Origin of the sequence: Paenibacillus sp. FSL L8-0435 (assembly GCF_037965655.1) — a bacterium.
GTDB lineage: Bacteria > Bacillota > Bacilli > Paenibacillales > Paenibacillaceae > Paenibacillus.
Window position 1 is genome coordinate 4,857,107 of record NZ_CP150185.1, and the last position, 24,256, is coordinate 4,881,362.

Sequence of the window (24,256 nt, forward strand, 5' to 3'; positions counted from 1 at the left end):
TACATTTGACTATTTGACTATTTCACTGAGCGTTCCTGTTCCAACTGATTATAGGATTGTTTGATTGTTGTTAATGTTTCTACATGGCGATAGATGTTGTTACTTACCGTAACGATGACACATAACATGATCAAGCCTATAACCAATTTTTTCACCAATCCCGGACGAAGGCTGATGACGAAACCTCCACCCAACAGGAAAAACGCAAACAGATAATGCCCCGCATACAGGTACATATCATATTGAAATACAGCCAGACCAAAGCCCACGACGACATGAAGCAAAAAGGCAAACAGAATATATGGCACCAGGGTCCACACTTCACGTTCACGAATACCCTTAATGAAGCCCATGAATGCCAGTAGTAAAACAAAGATACCTGTCATCTGCACATAGATTGGATTGGAACGGGATAGATCCGTAACAAAGGCTGCCATGCCCGGGTCCAGTAAATGCATCTTCGGTGTCAGCATCGGATTAATGGTTAACATGTTCAATGCTTTCCAATGAACAGCGAACTGGAATGGTGTTGCATAGCTGGTTCCACCATTTTGAATGCCCAACAGCCAGTTACTAACCCAGCTACGGCCCCCAAAGGCAACATACTGAATGCCAGTTAATACGACGATGATCAGAACCGCCAGTGCCATGATGCCGATGTATTTTTTCAAATTTGCCTTATTGCGCCATGCATGCATATTGAAGAATGTGGCAGCAGCAAATGGTACGATATTGGTCGAGGTTAGTCCAAAGTTAATCGATGCAAGCAATGCATTGGGTACATAACGTACGTCCTGACGCTCACGAGTATACTGCATGTAAACCACTGAGAACAGAATAACGAACTGTACATAAGGATACGAATCCGGGATCAACGCGGTATACATCAGGTAGGAACTGAAACCAAACAGTAAGGCAAACAGCAGCGGTACGATGGTCGGTTTATCTTCTTTTTGACTCAGGAACAGATACGCCAGCACCACCGAACCCGCATTCACCAGCGATTGCAAAATTAGAAAGAACCAGTTGCCTCCCAGAAGTTTCGCTACAGCCGCAAGGGTGACTGCGAGAAAGGAAATCAGCGGATGGATCACGGAAGAACTGTTGTCCCCATAATACATTGAAGGATCAAAGTTGAATAAATTGATTGGAAACAGCGTTGTATTAAATGGGCTATAGGCCCCAAGCATCTCTGCATTATTTTCAATGTACAGAACATACGAGCCGTTCATTAAACCATAGAACAGAGCAAATCCTGCAAACAGGTAAAAGGCTGTCCAGTTGGCTCTGCGATTATAAAATAAGTAATCTAAAAAGTTCATGCTTTCTTTTCACATCCTGATTAATTAAGTTCTAAAATACCAGTAATAGTAAGCCACCCATAATACATGCCACACCGATCCAGCGTAAAGGGCCCACTGTCTCTTTAAATACCAGTCGCGCTATGATAAGAGTCCACACATATGTTAATGCGTTCGCAGGCAACACTACAGTTAATGGAAGAAACTTCAGCAATACAATATTCAGCAACGCACCCGTTCCGTAGAATCCAAGTCCCATGGATACATGCAGACGATTGCGACTGGAAGCATAAGCTTTCAGTCCGGCCCCGCCCAGTGCACCACACAACGTCATGACAATTAATACGGCAACCATCCAGCTATCGATCAACACTGGTTAATGTCACCCCGATTCCAAGCAACACAACTGCTGCCAGCTTTTGCACCGTAATTTCTTCCCCAAGCAAAAAATACCCATAGATTAAGGCAAATACGTAGCTGGCACACATCAGAGGATAAGCAACAGAGAGTTTTTCCAGAGCAAAAGCTTTGATCATCAAAATCGCTCCAAGTCCATAACACAGAAAACCAACACCCAGGTAGATCCACTCGGTTAGTCCCCATTTCCAGAACAATTGACCCGTTGCTGTCAGAAAAGCGGAAACGAGCATCAACCATTTACCAGTATGACGCGATTTTATTTCCCCCACGTTAATGCCTCCATGTCTGGTACACGCTTGTTAATAAAGTATCGTTGACTTACAAGCTGCATGACTGGAAGGTCGGATAAAGAATCCGAGTAGGAACATGACTGGTCATAATCAATGACCATATTCTTCTCACTCAGATAAGCCTGAATTCGGCGTACTTTCTCTTCCCCTTTGCAATTGCTGCCATCAACTCTGCATGTGTAACCATTCGCATGGCGGACAAGTTCAGTTCCAATTACGTGATCCACCCACGGAAAATTATTAAAGTATTTCATATAGGCATGAGGAGATGCAGTTACCAGCAAGACATGATAACCTGCTTCTTTGCGATGTTGCATCTCTACACTGGCCTCGGCAAAAATGGACGTACGCAAACGAGTATCAAAGAAATGTTCGAGATCTTTTTCAGACATACGCTCAATTTCTTGAAAGTAGGATCGTTTGACTTGTTCAACCGTCATGAAGCCTGCCTTGAATAACACGGTATGTAATGCAATAACAGGTAATCTCCATACCTGCCACGGGTAACGGCGAACTCCGTAATGCACAAATTGAAACATGGAATCACTGCGTATGATCGTTTTATCAATATCAAAAATGGCAACTTTCGTGCTTTTCACCCTGATCCCCCTCAGCTTTTATTCAAAGATTGCAAAGATTGTAATAACACTTATCACATACAACGTAACCGTAATTAATATGGGCTTGTCCTCAAACAGCACACGATCGGGCGAACCTCCCTGGTCCTTCATGTGGATCAGATACAGGTAACGGAACATGCCGTAAATAACCAATGGAATCGTCCACATGAGATGAATGGTTCGATCTGAAGTGAATGTGAACAGGGAATAACTGATAATCGTAGCTGTCGTCACAATCGTATTGAATTGATCCAGTAACGTAATGGAGTAGTTATCCAAAACCTTACGATGTGATCCCGTATTTCCCTCAAGCAACGTAAGTTCATTTCTGCGTTTGCCAATAGCCAAAAACAACGACAACAGCATTGTACAGATCAAAAACCACGGCGTAAATGGCACATGGATCAGCACACCACCTGCAATGGCACGAAGTACAAAACCGGCTGCAATGGTCATCATATCCAGGATAACGAGATGTTTCAGCACAAATGAATATGATACATTCAACAGGAAATAGACGATACATAACACCCCGAATAGAGGGTTCATCATGAAGGCCGTTCCTACGGAAAGGATTAATAGAAGAATGCCAAACAACAAAGCATGACTCGGATTCACCTGCCCAGAAGCCATGGGACGATACTTTTTCACCGGATGCTGTCGATCCCTGTCCCGGTCTACAAAGTCATTTAAAATATACACACAGCCTGCAACGAGGCTAAATAGAATAAAACCAAGCAACGTCGCAAGAATGGTTTCAGTCCGAATCTCCTCAAAAGAGAATAGTAACGCAGCAAATAACAGCAGATTTTTGGTCCACTGTTTGGGTCTTAACAATCTGAATAATCCTGACACTGTACTACCTGTTCCTGTTGCCGGTGAGGACACCGTACTTGTTCGTGATGATAACAATTGAAATAACTCCCTTCAAAAACAACTTCTGTATATAACAAATAACGTAAAGATCTAATCATATGTTGCTTGTATAATTTTGTAAAGGGAGTAAATGAAAAAAATCTAATATGGGCATAAAAAAAGAGACCGTATCCGGTCTCTTCGTTAGTACATGATTTAACTATTGGGTACTGCGATTAAAATTCAAATTGTACGTCGCTCAGACGACGTTTGATCTCAGCAATAACACGTTTCTCTTCCTCTTCACCCTTCGCTTCAAAGGTTACGGAGAAACGAACAAAGTTACCCGCATCATCCCAAGGTACGGATGAGATCAGTTTCTCACGGATCAGGAATTGGGAGAAATCTTCGCCGGATTCGAAGCGACGTCCACCAACCACACCTTTTGGTGCTTCAACATACAGGAAGAATGAACCTTTAGGTTTTTCAGCCTGGAAGCCCAGTTCGTTCAGTGCGGCAACGAGCATGTCGTGACGACGGGAATATTTCTCTGCAATTTTTTCCGTGATCTCAGGGTGATTCAATCCATAAGCAGCAGCCTTTTGAATCGCGATGAACTGACCGGAGTCATTGTTGTCCTTCACGTCGCTGAATGCTTTGACTACAAGCGGGTTACCCGCTACAAATCCGATTCTCCAACCTGTCATGTTGTAGGACTTGGACAGAGAGTGCAGCTCTACGCCGACATCCTTCGCACCAGGTACCGAGAGGAAGCTGAACGGTTTTTTGCCATCATACGTCAATGCTGCATATGGAGCATCATGTACAACCACAACATTATATTTCTTCGCCCACTCCACGACTTCAGTGAAGAACTCCACTGTTGCACTTGCACCTGTTGGGTTGTTCGGATAGTTCAGGTAGAGCAACTTCGCACGTTTTGCGATGTCTTCCGGAATAGCCGTCAGATCAGGCAAGAAGTTGTTCTCTTTCGTCAACTGGATGTTGAACACTTCTCCACCCAGATACTTCGTATGTGTACCCATAACCGGGTAACCTGGAACGGTCATGATCGTCACATCACCCGGATTGATGAAGCATGAAGGCATCATCGCCAAAGCCGGTTTTGAACCAATGGAGTGCACGATCTCAGTATCTGCATCGATACCTTCTACGTTGAATACGTTTTTCAGGTAGGAAGCAGCAGCAGCTTTGAATTCAGGAATACCATTGTCAGCATAACCACGGTTCTCAGGTCTGGAAGCTTCTTCTGCAAGTGCAGCTACAATGCCTGCATCAGCCATTTCGTCCGGTTCACCTACACCAAGGTCAATCAGTTCCACATCGGGAAAATCTTTTTTGGCCGAAGCTTTGGCACGTTTGATTTTCTCGAATTTATAAATGTTCGTGTCTTTACCATAGTTGGAGCCACCGATACGGTCGGCAAAATTAGTCTGAATGTAAGTTTCTTGGTATTTATCGATACTCATAACGTTGTTCATCTCCTCATTTGACGCAAATTTCTACACTTTAATATGAAGCATTTGCGTGATCAAAGCCATGGACAAAGTATCCGAACATTTGTACTTTCTTGGAGCTGTTAACGACTGCGTAGCGAGGCGAGCACGTCTTCCATATCTTGCGGAATCGGAGCTGAAAATTCAAGGTATTCTCCCGTTGTTGGATGCACAAATCCAAGAATGGCCGCATGAAGAGCCTGTCCTTGCATTTTGATGCCTTTATTCCGTCCATAAGTTGGATCTCCTACAAGTGGGTGACCAATAAATTTCATGTGAACCCGAATCTGGTGAGTACGTCCTGTCTCCAGTTTCAATTCCAGCAAGGTGTAATCATTAATCCGCTCTGTAACGGTAAAATGCGTAACGGCATGTTTACTGTTACGTTCTGTGACCGTATACATTTTGCGGTCATTGGTATCGCGTCCAATCGGTGCATCAATGGTCCCTTGATCATGGTTAAGATGACCATGAACAAGCGCAATATACCGTCTATTCACCGTATGTTCCTTCAACTGAGCAGCCAGTGATGCATGCGCACGATCGTTCTTGGCAGCCATAATCAGGCCAGATGTATCCTTATCGATACGATGCACAATACCAGGACGCAACTCCCCATTAATACCCGAGAGGTCTTTGCAATGATACATGAGTGCATTAACGAGGGTACCCGACGTGTGTCCTGGTGCCGGATGCACCACAAGACCACGCTGTTTGTTGATCACGATCAGGTCGCTATCTTCATATACCACTTCCAGCGGAATATCTTCGGCAATGATCTCCACAGCAGCTGGTTCTGGAATCTGTAACTCAACCAGATCCCCTTCGGATAACTTGGCATTGGCTTTGACTACAGTACCATTTACCGTAACCATTCCGTCTCCGATCCACAATTGAACTTGGGAGCGAGATACGTTATCCACGGCTTCCGTAATATATTTGTCAATTCGTTCTTTTTTATGTTCAGCGGCAACGGTCCATTCCATACGTTCATTGCCATTCATTAGTTCTTCGTCGTTAATCTGTTCCTTATTCGGATTACTCATGATGTTCATTCCCTTCAATCTTCGCGGCTGCTTTTTCGCGCCGTCCTTCAAGCAACGTCTCCACAATGATCAACGCTACACCGATGCAGATTGCCGAATCGGCGATGTTAAAAATGGGAAACGTATAACTTCCAAAATTAAGCTGTACAAAATCTACAACTTCTCCGGTCAATGCCCGGTCAAGGAAGTTGCCAATTGCTCCACCAAGCACCAGACTAAGCGCCACAGGCAGCAATTTGTGCGGGGTATCTTTTACCTTTTGCAAATACCAAATCAAGGCAACGACCACAATCAACGTAACCACGATAAAGAACCAACGCTGGTCTTGCAGAATGCCAAATGCTGCCCCTGAATTACGATGTGATGTGATGACAAAGAAATTGCCGATGACCGGAATTTCTTCTCTGAGTTCCATCCGGGTTGCAATCAGATACTTGGTTCCCTGATCCAATAAAAATACGATAAAAGCGAGGATATAATACACCACGTTTGTTTGTCACTCCGTTCTTGTCTTTTCCAAACGATACCAGGCTTACGCCAGACTTGTTTATTGTAGCACAGCTGTTTGGAAATCGTCCACGACGTGCTACATCGCAATGCTTATGGCAAAAACGATAACATTTCCCTTCTGTAATCTTGCCCTTAATGGCACATCCTACAATAGAGTCAAAATCCGGATTCCAGCATGAAAGCAGAAAGGGGAAAATCATGTCACATTTTACTAACGAACAACTGCAATTTTTACGTTCCCAACTGATGTCCGATAAGCGCGATATTGAACATAGACTTTCGGAAAACGAGCATTATGGCCTTGGAGATTCCCTTAAACTACAGACAGGTGAATTATCACCAATTGATAACCATCCTGGTGACATAGCCACGGAGGTGTATGAACGCGAGAAAGATATTTCCCTGCTGGAACATGATGAATTCCAATTGGAACGTATCGATTCTGCACTGCACTCCATCGAAGAAGGACATTACGGTACATGTGCGGTCTGCCAGCAACCCATCCCTTATGAACGCATGGAAGCTGTTCCCTACACCAAATACTGCAAAAAACATCAACCGGAAACCGTTGTCTCTGAGAACCGTCCTGTAGAGGAAGAATTCCTTGCCCCGGCATTTGGTCGAACCAGTCTGGACGAACGTGATGACCAAAATGGCTTCGATGGCGAGGATGCCTGGCAGATCGTTGAGAGCTGGGGCACATCGAACTCACCAGCCATGGCTGAAGGGCGTGATATCGACAGCTATGATGTTATGGCGATTGAAGCCACCGATGAAGTGGAAGGCTGCGTTGAAGCGTACGAAAGCTTTGTTGCAACAGACATCTATGGTCATGACGTCTCCATCGTGCGCAATCGGCAATATCGCCAGTACCTGGAGAACCGTGAGGGCGAGGGTCTGTTAGAACCAGATATGGAGACGGATGACATGTACTAAATGCACTTTGATATCCTTCACCTTTAATCGCTTAATAGGTGTTCATATCAAGCTGACGCTGGACAATGCGCACAATATCAGCGATGTAGTCTCCAACAATGGGAAGATTGAGCGCCCCAAGTAGCTGCAAAACGTAAATGATCGTTGCTGCGAAAAAGGTAAACCCAATCGCGATCCCCACACCTCGGGCGGCTCCTGACAACAGGTTAAGTCCAATCAATTTCCATGGTCTGTTCAGCAATTCTGTGTATTGCGCTATTCGTGAACGTTCCAGTTCATTCGCCAGACGGTTCGTCAGGGTATGTAACTCTTCAATTTTGTCATGGGAATTCAGATTATCTGATGTTGATTGTTGTGAAGTGGATGCGGTTTGCTTGTCATGTTCGCTCATGTTTTGGTCAGTTCCTTTGATCAATATAGATTGACTGCACTATAGAATCATTGCCTTTTTGCCTAAAAAACAAACGAGCCCAGATACAGGGAATATGTCCCTGCCTCTGCGGCTCGTTTGTTTATGCTCTATATTCTGTCTTAATTGGATGGGACATGCTCCGAATTACGCTTCGATGTAAATACCGATCGATTTGCCTCCGGCTTCAACACGTTCCATGGACTCATTCGAGCCAAATGTAACTTCGGTTACGAGAACATTTTCACGCAACACATCATCAAACGCCTGAATAGCTTCCTGAAGGGATGCATCCACATCCAGCGTCAAACGTACTCTTTTCTCAATCGGCAGGTCCAGTCGTTTCCGGGTATCCTGCACAGCACGAACCACTTCACGGACCCAGCCTTCCTGTTCCAATGCTGGCGTGATTTCGGTATTGAGCGCAACCGTCAGACCGTAACCTGATGCTGATGCAAAACCTGATTTGGCCTGTTTATCAACTAATAATTCTTCGTTCGTCACTTGCAGCTCTTCTCCTTCCGGTGAAACGATGTTCAGCATACCCTCCGAAACCACTTTACGTGTCTCATCGGCCGACATTCCCTTGAAGAAGTTTTGCAGGAATCCTACGTTTTTACCGTATTTCTTACCTGCAACTTTCAGGTTCAGCTTCAATGTAAAGTCAACGAATTCCGCATCATTATGCTCCGTACGGATTCCTTTTACATTGATCTCTTCCTTGATGATCTCTTCATAACTTGCCAGGTCAAACCCTTTATCAAGAGAAACGATCAATTCGGACAGCGGTTGACGTGTCTTGATACCTGTTTCGTTACGAACGTTACGGGCAAGTTCAACCACGCGGCGAGCCGTCTCCATATCCTGTTCCAGTCCTGCATCAATCAGCGCTTCATTGGCTACTGGATAGTCTTCCATGTGTACACTCTCACCTGTTGCAAGGTTCAGATAGATGTCTTCTGCCAGCATCGGTGTAAACGGAGCAACCAACTTCGCAGTAGTCACCAGTACCTCAGTCAATGTACGGTAAGCGTCCAGTTTATCCTCTGTCAGACCACTTCCCCAGAACCGGTCACGGGAACGACGGATATACCAGTTACTCAACTCATCAACAAATGCTTCAATCGCTTTGGAAGAGTTCAGATAGTCGTTAACCAACAGCGCTTTTTCTACAACCAGGATCAGGCTGTTCAGTCTCGACAGAATCCAGCGATCCAGCTTGTGTGCAGACAGTTGGAACGGGTGCTCCTGTGGATCAAATCCATCAATGGTAGCATAAAGCGTCAGGAATGCATGGGTGTTGACCAGCGTATCCACCATTTTGGATTTTGCTTCGCCTACGATACCTTTGGAGAAACGTTTGCTGTTCCACGGTGCACTGTCAGACAACAAAGCCCAGCGGAATGCATCTGTACCGTATTCTTCAATCACTTCCCAAGGATCGATAACGTTACCTTTGGATTTGGACATCTTCTGTCCGTTCTCATCAAGAACGTGTCCTGTAGCCATAACCGCTTTGTAAGGCGCTTTGCCTGTCAAAAGGGTGGAAACCGCCAGCAAGCTGTAGAACCAGCCACGTGTCTGGTCAATCCCTTCACAGATCATATCAGCAGGATACTGCTGTTCGAATACTTCTTTATTTTCAAATGGATAGTGCTGCTGGGCAAACGGCATGGAGCCGCTGTCGAACCAGACATCGATCACTTCCGGTGTACGTTTCATTTCATATTTGCCACAAGAGCTCATGACTTTAACGTCATCCACATATGGTTTATGCAATTCAAGATTCTCAGGCACATCACCTACTGCACGAGCACGCAATTCTGCAATGCTGTGTGGAGCAAATTGTTCGCCAGTCTCCTCACATACCCAGATATTCAGCGGAGTTCCCCAATAGCGATCACGGCTGATGTTCCAATCCACCAGATCCTCGAGGAATTTCCCGAAGCGACCTTCACGAACGTGACCCGGGTACCAATCCACTTCACTGTTGTTGGCAATCAATTCGTCCTTGATGGCTGTTGTTTGGATAAACCAGCTGTCCATTGCATAGTACAGAAGCGGTGTATCACAACGCCAGCAGAACGGATAGCTATGCTCATATTTTTCTTTGCTGAACAAACGTCCATGCTCAGACAGATATCGCACGATATCAATATCACAATCCTTCACGAAACGTCCGGCAAAGTCAGTCACTTCAGCGACAAATTTACCTTCCAGGTCCACCATGTTCACAAAGCTGATGCCATTCTCACGGCATACACGGTAGTCATCTTCACCATGGGCAGGAGCCATGTGTACGATACCCGTACCACTTGCATCCGTTACAAAGCCTGCACCCAGAATGATGTTGGCTTTCTCAGCCTGAATGTAGTTGAACGGAGGATCATACGTTTTGCCAACCAGGTCGGCACCTTTCAGTGCACCGATGATCTCATACTCACCCTTGGTATCTTTCATCACTTTTTCAACCAGATTGGTTGCCATGATGTACACTTCATCACCTTGACGAACACGGGAGTAGTCCATATCCGGATTCACGGCAAGTGCAACGTGTGAAGGCAGTGTCCAAGGTGTTGTCGTCCAAGCCAGTACAAATTCTCCGCTGTCATTCAGTTTGAATTTCGCTGTAGCACTCAGATCTTTAACGTCTTTGTACCCTTGTGCAACTTCATGGGAACTCAGTGTTGTCTGGCAAGATGGACAATACGGGCTCACACGGTGACCACGATACAACAGACCTTTCTCATGAATTGTCGCCAGGATGTTCCATACACTCTCGATGTAGTTGTTATCAAGGGTGATATACGGGTTATCCATATCCGTCCAGTATCCGATACCTTCTGTCAGATCACGCCATTGTTGCTCGTACTCGAATACGCTCGCTTTACATTCGTTAATGAATTTTTCCACGCCGTAATCTTCGATTTCCCACTTGTGGGAGATACCAAGCTTCTTCTGTACACCCAGTTCTACAGGCAGACCATGTGTATCCCAACCTGCTTTACGAACAACACGGTAACCCTTCATCGTGTTATACCGTCCAACAAAATCCTTGATTACCCGTCCCAGTACGTGACCGATATGCGGTTTACCGTTCGCTGTAGGTGGCCCTTCATAAAATACGAAGTTTGGCTTGCCCTCCCGGTTTTCGATGGTTCTTTTGAATGTATTCTCCGTTTTCCATTTATCTAACACGCGTAATTCTCTGGCACGTGCCTTCTCTTTGACGTCAACTCGTTGCATGATGATTATCTTCCCTTTCTTTGGTTGGATTGTGGACCGTCCACAAAAAGCGTTTCAATCCCCCTAAATCCCCCTTGCCAAGGGGGACCCCATAGGCGCTCCGCCCTCTGGACACCCGGGATGGGTTGTCGGTGGGGGATCGGTGGCGCTTATGGGTGAGGGGGGGATGTGCGTAGTGGCGGCCATTTTGCGGCTATTCCCTGCGTGAACGCCGCATGGCCTTACCGCGAGGCGGGTGTTGCCGGGCGCTTCGCTGCCCCGGCGGGTGGCTCTCTCCTTGAGGTCCCTTCGGGCCTCATGGACGCTCGCCTTAGCGAACCCGTGTGCCGGGCGCTTCGCTCTCCCGGCGGGTGACTCTCTCCCTGAGGTCCCTGCGGGCCTCATGGGCGTTCGCCTTTTTTGGACACAAAAAAGCCCCGTCCCTGGAAAGGGACGAGGCTATACTCGCGTTACCACCCTAATTCTGTTCATCACAAACCACATCCAGGCAAGCCTGGGTATGCTCTGTCATCAACAGCGCTTATGCCCCGCTAAGCTACTGCAGGGTGCCGTTATAACGTACGGCTTACGGTTCGGCTTACACACGGCATTCAAGATCACCGCTTCAGCGTCACTTCTCCGGGGAGATATTCGGCTATAACTCATCCATTGGTTTGCACCAACCACCAACTCTCTGAGGGATGAGATCATAACGTACTAAACCCGTCATGGAATCACTATTCATTATGAATATAGTTATAGCCTCTTTGCAGACAAAAGTCAACCAGGCGACAGACTAATAAATTTCTTTCATCTCCCGCTCACGGTCACGCACTTCCTGCTCCCGGCTCTCCAGCACTTCCCAACCATCCTGAGTCAACAGTTCAAGCTGCGCTTCAACAAGCGTGCGGAAACGGGCACGATAAATCGAGGCCTGCTTTTTCAGTTCTTCCACTTCCAAAGCAATTTTACGCGATTTGCCCAGCGATTCGTTCACGATCCGGTCTGCATTTTTCTCTGCTTCCTTCACGATCAACTGCGCTTCTTTCTTCGCATTACCCTTCACATCATCAGCAGCTTCCTGCGCAATGATGATCGTTTTGCTAAGCGTCTCTTCAATTGTAGAAAAATGATCCAGTTTCTCCTGAACGGACAGCAACTGATTGCTCAGCTCTTTGTTCTCGCGAATGACGCCTTCGTAATCTTTGATGACTTGATCCAGGAATTCATTGACTTCATCCTCGTCATACCCGCGCAAACGTCGGGAAAATTCCTTGTTGTGTATGTCCAGCGGCGTTAATGGCATGCTGTCCACCTCCTGTAAAAGTTCCTTCCCGTTTAGAGAAGGTTGCAGCATATGGGTACCACCCAAGGGGCCGTATCGTTGATGCCTAACCTTGGCAACATATACGGAATGCAGGATCCGAATTGCATCCTCCAACGTTCAGGTAAAGCTTTGACTTAATGTATATCGGATACACCGCGTATTTTCTACACCTTTATGATAAACATTTCGACAAGAAAGCGGATTTTCCTGCAACAGACTCAGGCAAATTTGCCGATTTTCACTCGGCAGCGCCCTTTTTTAGTCATCCCATCCTGTTCCATAACCTTGAAACGGCCAAATCCCTGAATGGATACGACATCACCCGCTTTTAGCGATTTGGAGGGATCTTCCTCAACCTTCCAGTTCACACGGCAGCGACCAGCTTTGATTGGCACCAGCACTTTACTGCGACTAAGCCGATACACATCTGCGCAGATTCCATCCAAACGAAGAGAAGCGACCGTAATGTCCATCGTCTCCAGTTTACTCTCTGACCACCGCATCTGATCCAAAGGAAGTAAGTCTGTGAACACATGTAACCGATGCACCTGATTCAGTTGAAGCGATAAAAAAGCGCCGGTTTCCGCCGCCACCACTGTATGGCAACCGTCCTCCAGCACTTGGATATCCCCGATCTTTCCACGTTTCATCCCAAGCCCGAGCAGGGAACCCATATAGTCCCCATGCTCCAGCTCCGAGATTTTCTGATCATCAGACGTGATACTGAGCACCTGCATTCCCATATCCTCATCATCCAGATACATATAATCAGGTGCAACCAGCGCACGCTTGCGTTCAGCAGCCTCGTAACCACCATCCAGACGAATCTGAACGTCGTTACGGCGATTTGCAAGAGTCTGTAATATAAAAACCTGTCTTGGATCAAGGAAGTCAGTTAGCTTCATGTCATGATACTTACCTGCCCGCTCAACCCAATCCGAAGCCTTATCTACAAAATCCCGCTCATCATGGCTAAAATGTTCGTAAATTTCACCGCTCATCTATGTCACCCTACCCTAATATGCAAAATACCGGAGTATAGAGATTAGCCCATTAAGCGCAAGTTGCAGAACGATCAGCGCCACAATCGGGGAAATATCCAGCACACCGAACAAAGGCGGTATAAATCGGCGAAACGGACTTAGATATGGTTCCACTAATTTGCCCAGCCATTCACCGATAAAGCTTTCCCGTGCGTTGGGAAGCCATGACATCAATATGTAGACGATGACCATGTAAAAGTAAATTTGATATGCAAAACCCAAAATATTAACTAACGACTCCAAAAACGGCTCACCTCATTCTGTTATAATCTTGCTCGCTGTCAGCCAGTATTTCCGTAATTGATCCCTGAATTTCAACCGTATCTGGCGTACAGAGAAAAATGTTTCCGCCGATTTTGGAAATACCGCCACCCAATGCATATACCGTGCCACTCAAAAAATCAATAACGCGCAGCGCTTGGTCCTGGCGAATTCGTTGCAAGTTCACCACAACGGTACGATGCGAACGCAGATGGTCGGCAATTTCCTGAGCCTCGTCATAAGAACGCGGTTCATACAGGACAACTTTAACATTTTTCTGGGAATGAATGCTCACCACATTATTCCCCCTTTGGTTTCTACGTTTATCGAGACTGGAGGTTTCAGCTTCCTGATGTTCAGCCTCATTTTCCTCCTGCGCAGCCATTCGTTCACGTTCCACAATCTCTTCCTCTTCCTGAAGTCCGAGGAAATTCATAAATTTATTCATTACGCCCATCGTGAACCCTCCTCTTTTCCTACGAGAATCGATCCTAGCCGTACCCAGGTTGCACCTTCTTCAATGGCCACTTCAAAATCATTGGACATCCCCATCGACAGCTCAGTCAATGGCTCTGCTGTCAGGGCTTGTCCATTCAATTGATCTCTCAGCTCACGCAATCCACGAAATACGGGACGCGTCAGCTCCGGATCTTCCTCATGAGGTGCCATGGTCATCAGGCCGACGACCTTGAGATTGTTGAACGAACGAATATCACGCAAAAAAGAACTTGCCTGTTCAGGCTGTAAGCCATACTTGCTCTCTTCACCCGAAATATTCACCTGCAAAAACGTTTCCACTTGGATGCCAAGTGAAGCTGCTTTTTTATCCAACTCCTTCGCCAATGACAAACGATCCAGTGAATGGATGTAACGAAACTTGCCAATCACGTCTTTCACCTTGTTTGTCTGCAAATGACCGATAAAGTGCCAGGTACCCTGCTGACCAAAAGCTTCCCATTTGGCCTGTGCATCCTGCCACCGGTTTTCTCCAATATGCTCAAGACCATGATCCAGCACCGATCCCGTTGTTTCAAGTGAGACATATTTCGTGACCGCAATCACATTCACATCATCACGATGACGGTTACTGCGCCGACATGCATCCTCGATCTTCTGATTTACCTGTTGTATACGCTCCTCCAATGACACAGAGGGTCACCTCTCTTCCAGCCCAATCCAGCTCGCCATCCGTCCTGTAACACCATTTTCCTTCCGATAGGAGAAAAATAGTTCGGGATGACAACTTGTACACCATGTTGTACATTCGATATGATCCGGCATTATTCCTGCTTTCATCATAATGTGTCGATTACATTCTTTCAAGTTTAACATCGTTTTACCGTTATTCACGGCTCGATATGCTTGTTTAGAAGCAGAATCCTCGTATTTATCATTAACCGTGGAATCATCAAACCAAACCCGTACATGCTGCATGACCGCCTCATCCACTTCATAACAGCAATCCCCAATCGACGGACCGATTGCAGCTCGAATGTCCTGCCTACGGCTTCCATACTCCCGTTCCATCGTCTCCACCATGGATACAGCGATACCCGCGACTGTACCTTTCCAGCCGGCATGAGCAAGACCTACCGCCTGCTGCACAGGGTCATAGAAATAAAGCGGAACACAGTCTGCATAGAAAGAAGTCAACAGCACACCAGGCACATTCGTGACCAATCCATCCGTATCCTGCAACGCAGATTGACGATCAAGTAATCCTCTGCTCCGATCTTCAGCGGTAATTACAGCTACATGTTTGCCATGCACCTGCTCTCCACAGGTCCATGCTTCTGCTGCAAAACCAAGCTTCTCGGTTATAAGCCTGCGGTTGTTAAGTACAACTTCAGGGTCATCCCCCACATGATAAGCACAATTGAGCGTGGCATACGGAACTTTTCCAACTCCACCATGTCTCGTCGTAAACCCGACTGACAGCTGTTCAAATTGCTGTGTCCAAGGCTCAACATATAATAATAACGGATCAGGACCGAAATCTGAATTTGGGTTCTTTGTCCGTTCAAGTAATTCCTTATCCAATACAAAGGGTTCCATTATCTCACCTCACCACTTCCAGTGTACCAAATGAGCCACATTCTGTCTCATTTATATCGTTCGACGCTGATTACGTTCCGACCGTTCAATGCGTTCCACTCTCTCTGTGCGGTTATGTTGCTGTTCATCATACAGGCGCGCTTCGCGATCACGCTCGTCATACGTATTTTCCTTCACCTCATCCATCTTCACCAGTATCACATCTGAACCAATCTTCACAATGTTTCGCCAGGGAATCACCAGATCCGTTCCCCCGCCAAAAAGACCCATAAAACGGCTGTACCCCGGCACAACAATCGCTTCAATTCGTCCCTGTTTCAGATCCAGCTCCAAATCACTGATCTGACCGAGGCGTTTACCATCCGTAATGTTAATGACATCCTTTGTCTGAAAGTCCGAGATTTTCATGCCTCGTGCCGCTACTTCGCTCGTATTTACTTTCATTCATTCCCGCCCCCTGTTATTCCTCTTCTGCCCGTTCTTCACGCTTCTATACAATATATGTTTCAGGGGCGAAAAATGTCCTGTTTTTCACCGAATGTGGAAACGGTCCAAAACAAAAAGACGACCAACGGTATACACTGCCCCGATTGATCGTCCTTCTGCCCTTGCATCGTGTTATGAATTTACATGTTTTTGCATCTGCTGTATCGCTGATTTCTCCAGACGTGATACCTGAGCCTGGGAAATGCCAATTTCATCAGCCACTTCCATCTGGGTTTTCCCTTCGAAAAACCGCATCGACAGAATCATTTTTTCCCGCTGACCAAGACGATGCATCGCTTCACGAAGTGCAATTTCCTCGATCCATGACACATCCTTGTTTCTGTCATCGCTGATCTGATCCATAACATAGATCGGATCTCCACCATCATGATAAATCGGTTCGAAGAGCGAGACCGGGTCCTGAATGGCGTCCAATGCAAAAACAACATCTTCCTTCGGCACATTCAGTACTTCCGCAATTTCAAATATCGTCGGTTCCCGGGAATTTTTATTCGTCAGGCTGTCACGGACCTGAAGTGCTTTGTAAGCAATGTCCCTCAAGGAGCGAGATACCCGAATTGGGTTATTATCACGCAGGTATCGACGGATTTCACCGATAATCATCGGCACCGCGTAGGTTGAAAATTTGACATTCTGGGATAAATCAAAATTATCAATGGCTTTCATCAGGCCGATGCAACCAACCTGGAACAGATCATCGACAAACTCCCCCCGATTGTTAAAACGCTGAATGACACTGAGTACCAGACGCAGGTTGCCATTCACTAATTTCTCTCTTGCTGAGCGATCATGGTGTTGCTGAAGGGAATGAAACAATTCCCGCATTTCAGTGTTGGTGAGGACAGGCAATTTTGCGGTGTCCACGCCACAAATCTCGACTTTGTTTCGGGTCATCGTGATTTACCTCCCAAGGAGAAACATTAATGTACATTATCTCCGGGGCAGGCTTTTTTATTCGTACTTGGCACCCTTGCCAGTAATACCCATTCTGACCAAAGATGTATTTCAGACCATTTTATTGAACTCCTTGCGGAGTCTTTTAATGATTCTTTTTTCGAGTCGAGAGATGTAGGATTGGGAGATTCCGAGGAGATCCGCTACATCTTTTTGTGTCTTTTCTTCCCCATCCGTCAGGCCAAAACGAAGCTCCATAATCATTCGCTCGCGCTCCGTTAATTTTTCCAGTGCCTTGTGCAAAAGTTTCCGGTCTACCTGCTCTTCAATATTCCGATAGATTGTATCGTTTTCTGTGCCCAATACATCGGATAATAATAGTTCATTTCCATCCCAATCAATGTTGAGCGGTTCATCAAAAGAAACTTCAGTTCGGATCTTACTATTACGTCTCAGGTACATCAAAATTTCATTTTCGATACAACGTGAAGCATAGGTTGCCAGTTTGATTTTCTTTTCCGGGTCAAATGTATTAACTGCCTTGATCAATCCGATGGCTCCAATGGAGACCAAATCTTCAATATTGATTCCTGTGTTTTCAAACTTTCGTGCAATGTACACCACCAGGCGCAGATTGCGCTCAATGAGCATCGCGCGAATGGCCGAGTCTCCCGAGGATAATTTTTGCAGCAAAAATTCTTCCTCTTCCCTTGTCAATGGCGGCGGAAGTGCCTCACTTCCCCCAATGTAATAGATCTCTTCACTCTTGAGCCCCAACAAAAATAACAGACGGTAATATTGCAGCTGCGCCACCAGTTTCCATTTCACAAGCATGTACGTTCCTCCTATACCACATTCAGCGGCTTTTCTGTTGCTCCCGCAGAGAGAGCCGTAGACTGCGCAGAAGCAGCGTCTTGCACAAGTTCAGGATGAATCACGGCCTGGTATTTCCCATCCGACGACAAAACACCTCCATCCAGCCCAATAAGTACTCTTGTCGTCTCATAACATGTTTCCTCCATCGTCACCTTCACCCGGTCCGGCTTCATTGCCAGCATAAACGCAGTCCCTTTGTTAATGCCCCGATAAGGCACTAGCCGCAGTCGATCCTGCCACTGAAAACTTTCCTGATCAAGCTCCAGAATAAGGTTGTCCGGCGCCTCGTCCTTGAGTCTATCCTTCCATGAAGCAGGTAACATGTCTTGCCATAACGAAACTTCCATCACCATGACCGGCATGCGCGATAAGGGATCTGTAAGTTGATTGCCCGTATCCAGAAGGCCTGTACAAGAAATGACTACCTCATCGATGCAGACCTCAACTTTACCCAAATAGGTCGTCATGCGATCCGTTTTCCGTTTTGAGCTCTGCACAGCTTTGAATAAAAACAGAACAGCAAAAAATACGATAAACGTGAACCAGAAAGCAATTTTCAGATCAAATGACATACCGCCAGAAGCCGTAAACCAGATGCCGTTAAACAACTCACCGGAGCTCTGAAGCATGTAATGCACACCCAGAATACCTCCGGCAGCGACAAAATTAATCACATAGAAGGTACCGAGCGTCCTCGCAAAAGCCTGCAGACCCTTAAAACCAAAAGCAATCGTAAGCATGACCAGCGAGAACCCGAACTTGATCAGAAAGGTGAACATAAAATCAAACTCCGGTACAAACATCATGACCACGTATAATGCGCCCACAATGGCTGACAGCAACCACCGCCACCAAACTAGCTTTGTCTTGCGCATCCAGGCGGTCATTCCGATGAGTGCACCGTCAATACACAGGTTTGTCAAAAAAATCAGATCCACATAAACAACCAAAGTCTTCACCTGCCTGCGCGCAACATATCGAAATACCGGTACCCGATATCCTGATATTCATGAGCATATTCACAAGTATACGGAGCCCCCTGTTCAAAGTCTGTCTAATCATGGGGGTGTGGTTCCAACTTTTTTTGTCGGAATTGCTCAGGCCCTTTGTTCAGAATTTGTTCATTGCTGTATGCTATGATATCTAAATAAACAGAAAAAACCCGGTCGCTCCATAAGGAGTACCGGGTTTCCAATAAATTGATTTGCGTATTAATCGTTGTTATTATTGCGTGAACGATTGCGTAAAAATGTCGGAATGTCCAGCTGATCATTGCTCGGCTGATTTCCGAAAGGACGCAGGTTCGGCGAACGTGTATCCGTCGTCTCCGCTGTTGCTGGAGCTGGTTTACGTCCTGGTGGTGGTGGAGCAGGTTTATCTTCAAAACCAGTTGCAATAACTGTAACCTTAATCTCCTCTTTCAGATCTTCGTCAATGATGGCACCAAAGATCATGTTCACTTCCGGGTCGGAAGCAGAAGTTACGATCTCTGCCGCTTCGTTCACTTCATACAGGGACAGATTAACGCCACCTGTAATATTCATGATTACGCCGCGAGCACCTTCAATAGAAGTTTCCAGCAAAGGACTCATAATGGCTTTGCGTGCTGCTTCTGCGGCACGATTCTCGCCAGTTGATTCACCAATCCCCATAAGGGCTGAACCACGTTCGTGCATAATCGTTTTGACGTCAGCAAAGTCAAGGTTGATCAGACCCGGAACAGCGATCAAATCAGAGATACCTTGTACAGCTTGACGAAGTACGTTGTCCGCTTGACGGAATGCTTCAAGCATAGGAGTCTTTTTGTCTACGATTTCGAGCAAACGATCATTAGGAATCACGATCAGTGTGTCGACTTTTTCCTTGAGAGCTTCAATACCTTGCTCTGCATGGCTGGAACGCTTGCGTCCTTCAAATGTAAATGGACGAGTTACGACACCAACGGTAAGTGCACCACACTCTTTAGCGATTTCGGCAATAACCGGAGCCGCACCTGTACCTGTACCACCGCCCATACCGGCTGTAACAAATACCATGTCTGCACCTTTCAACGTGTTCATGATCAGATCGCGGGACTCTTCCGCTGCTTTTTTACCTACATCCGGGTTGGCGCCAGCACCAAGACCACGAGTCAATTTATCACCGATTTGCAATTTATGCTCGGATTTCGCCAGGTGTAACGCCTGAGCATCCGTATTCACCGTAATAAATTCAACACCTTGTACACCATTTTCAATCATACGGTTGACTGCATTGCTTCCGCCGCCGCCTACACCGATGACTTTAATTTGAGCCAAGCTCTCCATCTCGAAATCAAATTCCAACATATTATTCCATCTCCCCCTCAATGTGCATGGATGGCCCGTCCAATTTTTGATTTGAACCGAATCAATTTCATATATCGACGAACGAAAGCGTTTATTTTAGTACCGGCGCATTCAGACGGCTTCAAGAATGTATGAAATGGATCCAACCTGTTATATAAATTCGCTGAACATATTCTTCAGCCGCTCGAACAGACCGGGTTTTTGCTCCGATTCCTGTGCCGTATTTGGCTTCGGACGGTTGGTCGGTTTCTTGTTGTTATTATTGTTGTTGTTGTTTCCACCGCCGTTATTGATCGAGGGACGAATGCGCAAACTGCGAATTACACTGTGCAATATGCCGACTCCGCTTGTAAACCCAGGGTCACGCACACCAATATAATCCGGAACTGCAACTCGTACCGAAGCAGCAAGCTCATGCTGAGCGACCTGCAGAACCCCCGGCATAGAGACCGTACCTCCCGTTAGTATATAACCTCCAGGAAGTTCGTTGTAACCAAGACGTTTCACTTCTTGGGATATCATCTGGAATATTTCTTGAACCCTAGGTTCAATAATTGCTGCCAGATCCTCCTGTGAAAACTCCTTGTCTACATTACTGCCAATTCGGGTGACTTTGAACATCACATCCGCAGCAGCATCATCCAACCAGGCGCAGCCATATTTCAGTTTCACCTTCTCCGCCTGATCCGTTAACGTGCGTAAGCCATAGGCGATATCATTTGTTACGAATTCCCCACCTATAGGCAACGTTGATGTTGCAACAAGACTGTCTTCTTCAAAAATGGCGATGGTTGTTGCACCTGCTCCAATATCAACAAGCACTGAACCCATCGTTTTTTCATCTTTGGACAAAGCCAGTTGACCCGCTCCAAGCGACATGAGAACCAGATCGCTTACTTTCAGACCCGCTTTTTCCACGCAGCGCAAAAGATTATGTATCGCGGTTTTTGCACCCGTTATGATCGTTGCTTCAACTTCCAGACGAACACCAATCATACCACGGGGATCCTGTATGCCCTCCAAGCCATCTACAACATATTGCTTGGCGACAACATCAATAATTTCCCGTTCCGGAGGAACTGCAATGACTTCGGCTGCTTTCAACACCCGTTCCATGTCTTCTTCTCCGATTTCACGATCCTCGTTAGACACAGCCACGACGCCGTGACTGCTCATCAGTCCGATATGATTTCCCGAGATTCCAACATACACTTCGGATATTTGAATACCTACCATACGTTCTGCATGATCCACTGCGTTGCGAATCGACTGCACCGTCTGATCGATATCTACGATTACACCTTTGCGAATTCCCTCCGAGTCGGCAGATCCAACTCCTATAATATTAAAGGTTCCATTATTCATTTCCCCAATAATAGCGCGAATTTTGGATGTACCGATGTCCAAACTAACAATGATGTCATTGTTGCTCAAGTCTGTGGCACCTCCTGACTCCAATAGTAAATTACGTTCGAATTTAAACACTCTTAAAACATATTCAACACACTTCAGGCTTTCCCTCTTTTTTCTACAATGTTTTTGGGTGTCAAAATCTGGTTGCCAGACATAAAACCTTGAAGAAAAAAGAAGGAGGCAACTCAGGTGCCATAAGTTCAAGTGTATCATTTTTTCTTCATCTCAGAAAGAACAAGTTTCATTGCTCTGACGGGGCCAAACCCCGACCTGCCTAGGCTTTCATATTCAGTCCAGCCTCATAATGGCAAAGATCAGGGGGTTGCTCCTGGTTCAGCATCATCTTCGGGATCATCCGGGATGAAAGGGACATAGGTATCTGCCTCAAGCATGGTGATTTTCCCAGGCCGTTCGGTCTCAATCACCTGATTCAGATACTCCACTTTATCCGATAAAAGAGAGACGGTTGTAATCACTTCAAACTGCGATTTGGTATACATCCGAATCTGATCCGGAAATGAAGGCGTTGGGTTCGGAATAATTTCCGAAATATCCGTCGTCAATTCATTTGGAATTTTAGCCAGTGTCTGGCTCAGTTTGGCTTTGAGTGGATCATCAGCCTTCCATTGGGTCAATATGGGCTTCTCCACAGCAACGCCAATTGTTGCCGGAACCGTCAAGCTTGTCCCACTGGCTAATATCGCTTTTAACGTACCGTCAGAACCAAGCTCATAAGCAACCGTGGCATATTCCTGAACCTTGATATGAATAATACCCGGAAATTGCTTGTCCACGGTAACGGTGGAAATCGCCTTGATGGTCTTGAGACGCTCAATAACCTCGGCAGTACTTGTCCCAAAAAATTGTTCGCCTTCTTTCAGCCCGCTTTTCTCCAGCAGTTCTGAAGTTGCTGTATATACATTACCCGTAATTTCAATTGCCGAAATCCGACTCATGGAAGAACGAAAGAATAGTACAGCGAGCAAAACAATAAATAATAATAAGAGAATAATTACAATTTTGCGGCTTGTGTTTCCTTTTGGCCGATTCTTCTTCAGAACCGGAATTTGACTTTTAGGCATAAGTAGCGCTCCACAAAGCCTCAGGTCCCCTCCCTTCAAGAAGGGGACTCCAAGGACGTTAATTGGCAAAATCCAACTGTTTCGAAACGGGCGACTGACGCTCAACCGATGCTCCAAGACTTTGGAATAACTTCTCGATCTGATCGTAGCCCCGGTCAATATGATGCACTTGCTCCACAACCGTTTTGCCTTGAGCAGCCAGACCAGCAATGACCAGAGCTGCACCTGCACGAAGATCGGTTGCTTCTACTGTAGCCCCGTACAGACGGGGAACACCACGGATAAATGCTGCGTTCAGATCGACTGAAATATCAGCCCCCATCACATTCAGTTCATCCACATGTTTGAACCGGCCCTCGAATACCGTTTCCTTCATCACACTGAATCCGTCTGCCAGACTGAGCAGCACCATGATTTGCGATTGCAAATCTGTCGGAAACGAAGGATACGGAGAAGTCACAATACGGTCTACTGATTTGGGACGGCTCATACAGCTCACCGTCATTATATCATTGCAGACTGTGATTTGAACACCAGTGCGCTTCAATACATGTATAAGTGAAGTAAGATGAGCAGGATTGCAGTGTGTAAGCGTAACATTGCCTCGTGTTGCTGCTGCTGCAATCATTACGGTTCCGGCAACGATTCGATCCGGTATAATCTCATAGGAACAAGGCTTCAGTTCCTCAACGCCATTGATCGTAATTGTATCCGTTCCTGCACCAATAATGCTTGCACCCATAGCATTCAAAAAGTGTTGCAGGTCCTGGATTTCAGGTTCTCTTGCCGCGTTGCAAATGGTTGTCGTGCCTTTAGCCAGAACGGCTGCCATCATGATATTCTCGGTTGCTCCCACACTCGGGAAATCCAAATGAATATCTGTACCCACCAGATTGTGCCCATGACAGATAATCTGTTGGTCCTGCTCTTCAATCAAGGCTCCGAGCGCTTCCAGGCCCCGGAGGTGAAGATCAATTTTGCGTTCTCCAATGGCACAACCACCTGGCTGATACACTGACACTTGCCCAAACTTAGCCAGCAATGGTCCCATCAAAAAAATGGAAGAGCGCATCTGCTTCATTAGATCTTCTGGCACATCATATGACCGGATAGACGAGGTATTAATCGTCACTGTTCCCTGTTCATGCCGACACGTGCATCCAAGCCGTTCCAGGATATACAGCATCACTTCAATGTCCAGCAAGTGTGGAACGTTATGCAGTGTAACTTCTCCATCTGCCAACAAACTTGCGGCCATAATCGGTAAAGCGGCATTTTTTGCTCCATGGATGCGTATGGATCCTGAGAGGGGTTTCCCGCCTTCAATCACCAATTTGTCCAA

At 46.2% G+C, this 24,256-nt stretch carries 25 protein-coding genes and 1 other annotated feature; of the genes, 1 reads left to right on the top strand and 24 read right to left on the bottom strand.

Annotated features, from left to right (window positions below):
- Positions 1-17 precede the first annotated feature (17 nt).
- The 8 genes from NST33_RS21630 to lspA form a co-directional block, all read right to left on the bottom strand.
- Positions 18-1,322, bottom strand: coding sequence for a DUF6080 domain-containing protein (locus tag NST33_RS21630; protein WP_339305014.1), 1,305 nt, complete (start codon positions 1,320-1,322; stop codon positions 18-20).
- A 31-nt stretch (positions 1,323-1,353) separates the two neighbouring features.
- Entirely contained in the window at positions 1,354-1,674 is a 321-nt protein-coding gene (locus NST33_RS21635) for an EamA family transporter (protein ID WP_339177950.1), read from the bottom strand.
- Positions 1,661-1,990 (bottom strand): EamA family transporter, encoded by a 330-nt coding sequence (locus NST33_RS21640; protein ID WP_017687326.1) that lies wholly within the window; start codon positions 1,988-1,990, stop codon positions 1,661-1,663. Before NST33_RS21640 ends, NST33_RS21635 begins: the two co-directional genes overlap by 14 nt.
- Positions 1,978-2,610, bottom strand: coding sequence for an HAD family hydrolase (locus NST33_RS21645; RefSeq protein WP_339177952.1), 633 nt, complete (start codon positions 2,608-2,610; stop codon positions 1,978-1,980). Before NST33_RS21645 ends, NST33_RS21640 begins: the two co-directional genes overlap by 13 nt.
- An 18-nt stretch (positions 2,611-2,628) precedes the next feature.
- Positions 2,629-3,519, bottom strand: coding sequence for a decaprenyl-phosphate phosphoribosyltransferase (locus tag NST33_RS21650; RefSeq protein ID WP_339185425.1), 891 nt, complete (start codon positions 3,517-3,519; stop codon positions 2,629-2,631).
- Positions 3,520-3,722: 203 nt separating this feature from the next.
- Positions 3,723-4,976, bottom strand: coding sequence for an LL-diaminopimelate aminotransferase (locus NST33_RS21655; protein WP_036674844.1), 1,254 nt, complete (start codon positions 4,974-4,976; stop codon positions 3,723-3,725).
- A gap of 110 nt (positions 4,977-5,086) precedes the next feature.
- Positions 5,087-6,058 carry an RluA family pseudouridine synthase gene (locus NST33_RS21660; protein ID WP_339305017.1) on the bottom strand — a complete coding sequence of 324 codons (972 nt, stop codon included), beginning with the start codon at positions 6,056-6,058 and terminating at the stop codon, positions 5,087-5,089.
- Positions 6,042-6,536: a signal peptidase II gene (gene lspA, locus NST33_RS21665; RefSeq protein ID WP_091028497.1), complete on the bottom strand. Its 495-nt coding sequence runs from the start codon at positions 6,534-6,536 to the stop codon at positions 6,042-6,044. Before lspA ends, NST33_RS21660 begins: the two co-directional genes overlap by 17 nt.
- A gap of 221 nt (positions 6,537-6,757) precedes the next feature.
- Here lspA and NST33_RS21670 point away from each other — a divergent pair, with 221 nt between their 5' ends.
- The gene (locus NST33_RS21670; protein ID WP_076211518.1) at positions 6,758-7,495 is read left to right on the top strand and encodes a TraR/DksA C4-type zinc finger protein; all 738 of its coding nucleotides are present in this window, start codon (positions 6,758-6,760) and stop codon (positions 7,493-7,495) included.
- Positions 7,496-7,526: 31 nt separating this feature from the next.
- On the opposite strand, the gene NST33_RS21675 is transcribed toward NST33_RS21670, so the two are convergent.
- The 16 genes from NST33_RS21675 to murA all read right to left on the bottom strand — a co-directional run bounded on the left by NST33_RS21675 (position 7,527) and on the right by murA (position 24,256).
- Positions 7,527-7,886 (bottom strand): DUF5665 domain-containing protein, encoded by a 360-nt coding sequence (locus NST33_RS21675; RefSeq protein ID WP_017687319.1) that lies wholly within the window; start codon positions 7,884-7,886, stop codon positions 7,527-7,529.
- A 165-nt stretch (positions 7,887-8,051) separates the two neighbouring features.
- A complete protein-coding gene (gene ileS, locus NST33_RS21680) occupies positions 8,052-11,150 on the bottom strand; it encodes an isoleucine--tRNA ligase (RefSeq protein WP_339305020.1) in 3,099 nt (1,032 codons plus the stop codon).
- A 425-nt stretch (positions 11,151-11,575) separates the two neighbouring features.
- Positions 11,576-11,868 (bottom strand) — a binding site (T-box leader).
- Between the two features lie 57 nt (positions 11,869-11,925).
- Positions 11,926-12,435, bottom strand: a complete 510-nt coding sequence (locus NST33_RS21685; RefSeq protein ID WP_017687316.1) for a DivIVA domain-containing protein — start codon at positions 12,433-12,435, stop codon at positions 11,926-11,928.
- Between the two features lie 239 nt (positions 12,436-12,674).
- Positions 12,675-13,457, bottom strand: a complete 783-nt coding sequence (locus NST33_RS21690) for a YlmH/Sll1252 family protein (protein WP_221822044.1) — start codon at positions 13,455-13,457, stop codon at positions 12,675-12,677.
- A gap of 15 nt (positions 13,458-13,472) precedes the next feature.
- Entirely contained in the window at positions 13,473-13,742 is a 270-nt protein-coding gene (locus NST33_RS21695; RefSeq protein WP_017687314.1) for a YggT family protein, read from the bottom strand.
- Between the two features lie 7 nt (positions 13,743-13,749).
- Positions 13,750-14,217, bottom strand: coding sequence for a cell division protein SepF (locus NST33_RS21700; protein WP_036614853.1), 468 nt, complete (start codon positions 14,215-14,217; stop codon positions 13,750-13,752).
- Positions 14,208-14,909 (bottom strand): YggS family pyridoxal phosphate-dependent enzyme, encoded by a 702-nt coding sequence (locus NST33_RS21705; RefSeq protein ID WP_036614854.1) that lies wholly within the window; start codon positions 14,907-14,909, stop codon positions 14,208-14,210. Before NST33_RS21705 ends, NST33_RS21700 begins: the two co-directional genes overlap by 10 nt.
- 6 nt (positions 14,910-14,915) lie before the next feature.
- Positions 14,916-15,815 carry a peptidoglycan editing factor PgeF gene (gene pgeF, locus NST33_RS21710; protein ID WP_339305023.1) on the bottom strand — a complete coding sequence of 300 codons (900 nt, stop codon included), beginning with the start codon at positions 15,813-15,815 and terminating at the stop codon, positions 14,916-14,918.
- A gap of 51 nt (positions 15,816-15,866) precedes the next feature.
- Entirely contained in the window at positions 15,867-16,259 is a 393-nt protein-coding gene (locus NST33_RS21715; protein WP_017687310.1) for a YlmC/YmxH family sporulation protein, read from the bottom strand.
- Between the two features lie 174 nt (positions 16,260-16,433).
- The gene (sigG, locus tag NST33_RS21720) at positions 16,434-17,216 is read right to left on the bottom strand and encodes an RNA polymerase sporulation sigma factor SigG (protein WP_339305025.1); all 783 of its coding nucleotides are present in this window, start codon (positions 17,214-17,216) and stop codon (positions 16,434-16,436) included.
- 111 nt (positions 17,217-17,327) lie between these two features.
- The gene (gene sigE, locus NST33_RS21725; protein WP_017687308.1) at positions 17,328-18,050 is read right to left on the bottom strand and encodes an RNA polymerase sporulation sigma factor SigE; all 723 of its coding nucleotides are present in this window, start codon (positions 18,048-18,050) and stop codon (positions 17,328-17,330) included.
- Between the two features lie 11 nt (positions 18,051-18,061).
- On the bottom strand, positions 18,062-19,042 hold the full coding sequence (gene spoIIGA, locus NST33_RS21730) for a sigma-E processing peptidase SpoIIGA (protein WP_339308739.1): 981 nt from the start codon (positions 19,040-19,042) through the stop codon (positions 18,062-18,064).
- Positions 19,043-19,303: 261 nt separating this feature from the next.
- Positions 19,304-20,419, bottom strand: coding sequence for a cell division protein FtsZ (gene ftsZ / locus NST33_RS21735; protein WP_017687306.1), 1,116 nt, complete (start codon positions 20,417-20,419; stop codon positions 19,304-19,306).
- A 150-nt stretch (positions 20,420-20,569) separates the two neighbouring features.
- Complete coding sequence (gene ftsA / locus NST33_RS21740; protein ID WP_036614863.1) at positions 20,570-21,853, bottom strand: cell division protein FtsA; 1,284 nt, start codon at positions 21,851-21,853, stop codon at positions 20,570-20,572.
- Between the two features lie 293 nt (positions 21,854-22,146).
- On the bottom strand, positions 22,147-22,914 hold the full coding sequence (locus NST33_RS21745) for an FtsQ-type POTRA domain-containing protein (protein ID WP_091014077.1): 768 nt from the start codon (positions 22,912-22,914) through the stop codon (positions 22,147-22,149).
- Positions 22,915-22,972: 58 nt separating this feature from the next.
- Complete coding sequence (gene murA / locus NST33_RS21750) at positions 22,973-24,256, bottom strand: UDP-N-acetylglucosamine 1-carboxyvinyltransferase (RefSeq protein ID WP_221822039.1); 1,284 nt, start codon at positions 24,254-24,256, stop codon at positions 22,973-22,975.

Coding starts and splice junctions, on each gene's coding strand:
- NST33_RS21700 (WP_036614853.1), bottom strand. CDS start 14,217: ATGGGCGTAATGAATAAATTTATGAATTTCCTCGGACTTCAGGAAGAG.
- ftsZ (WP_017687306.1), bottom strand. CDS start 20,419: ATGTTGGAATTTGATTTCGAGATGGAGAGCTTGGCTCAAATTAAAGTC.
- NST33_RS21685 (WP_017687316.1), bottom strand. CDS start 12,435: ATGCCATTAACGCCGCTGGACATACACAACAAGGAATTTTCCCGACGT.
- pgeF (WP_339305023.1), bottom strand. CDS start 15,815: ATGGAACCCTTTGTATTGGATAAGGAATTACTTGAACGGACAAAGAAC.
- sigG (WP_339305025.1), bottom strand. CDS start 17,216: ATGACCCGAAACAAAGTCGAGATTTGTGGCGTGGACACCGCAAAATTG.
- NST33_RS21670 (WP_076211518.1), top strand. CDS start 6,758: ATGTCACATTTTACTAACGAACAACTGCAATTTTTACGTTCCCAACTG.
- NST33_RS21660 (WP_339305017.1), bottom strand. CDS start 6,058: ATGAACATCATGAGTAATCCGAATAAGGAACAGATTAACGACGAAGAA.
- NST33_RS21690 (WP_221822044.1), bottom strand. CDS start 13,457: ATGAGCGGTGAAATTTACGAACATTTTAGCCATGATGAGCGGGATTTT.
- NST33_RS21715 (WP_017687310.1), bottom strand. CDS start 16,259: ATGAAAGTAAATACGAGCGAAGTAGCGGCACGAGGCATGAAAATCTCG.
- NST33_RS21655 (WP_036674844.1), bottom strand. CDS start 4,976: ATGAGTATCGATAAATACCAAGAAACTTACATTCAGACTAATTTTGCC.
- NST33_RS21630 (WP_339305014.1), bottom strand. CDS start 1,322: ATGAACTTTTTAGATTACTTATTTTATAATCGCAGAGCCAACTGGACA.
- NST33_RS21675 (WP_017687319.1), bottom strand. CDS start 7,886: ATGAGCGAACATGACAAGCAAACCGCATCCACTTCACAACAATCAACA.
- NST33_RS21745 (WP_091014077.1), bottom strand. CDS start 22,914: ATGCCTAAAAGTCAAATTCCGGTTCTGAAGAAGAATCGGCCAAAAGGA.
- ileS (WP_339305020.1), bottom strand. CDS start 11,150: ATGCAACGAGTTGACGTCAAAGAGAAGGCACGTGCCAGAGAATTACGC.
- sigE (WP_017687308.1), bottom strand. CDS start 18,050: ATGCTTGTGAAATGGAAACTGGTGGCGCAGCTGCAATATTACCGTCTG.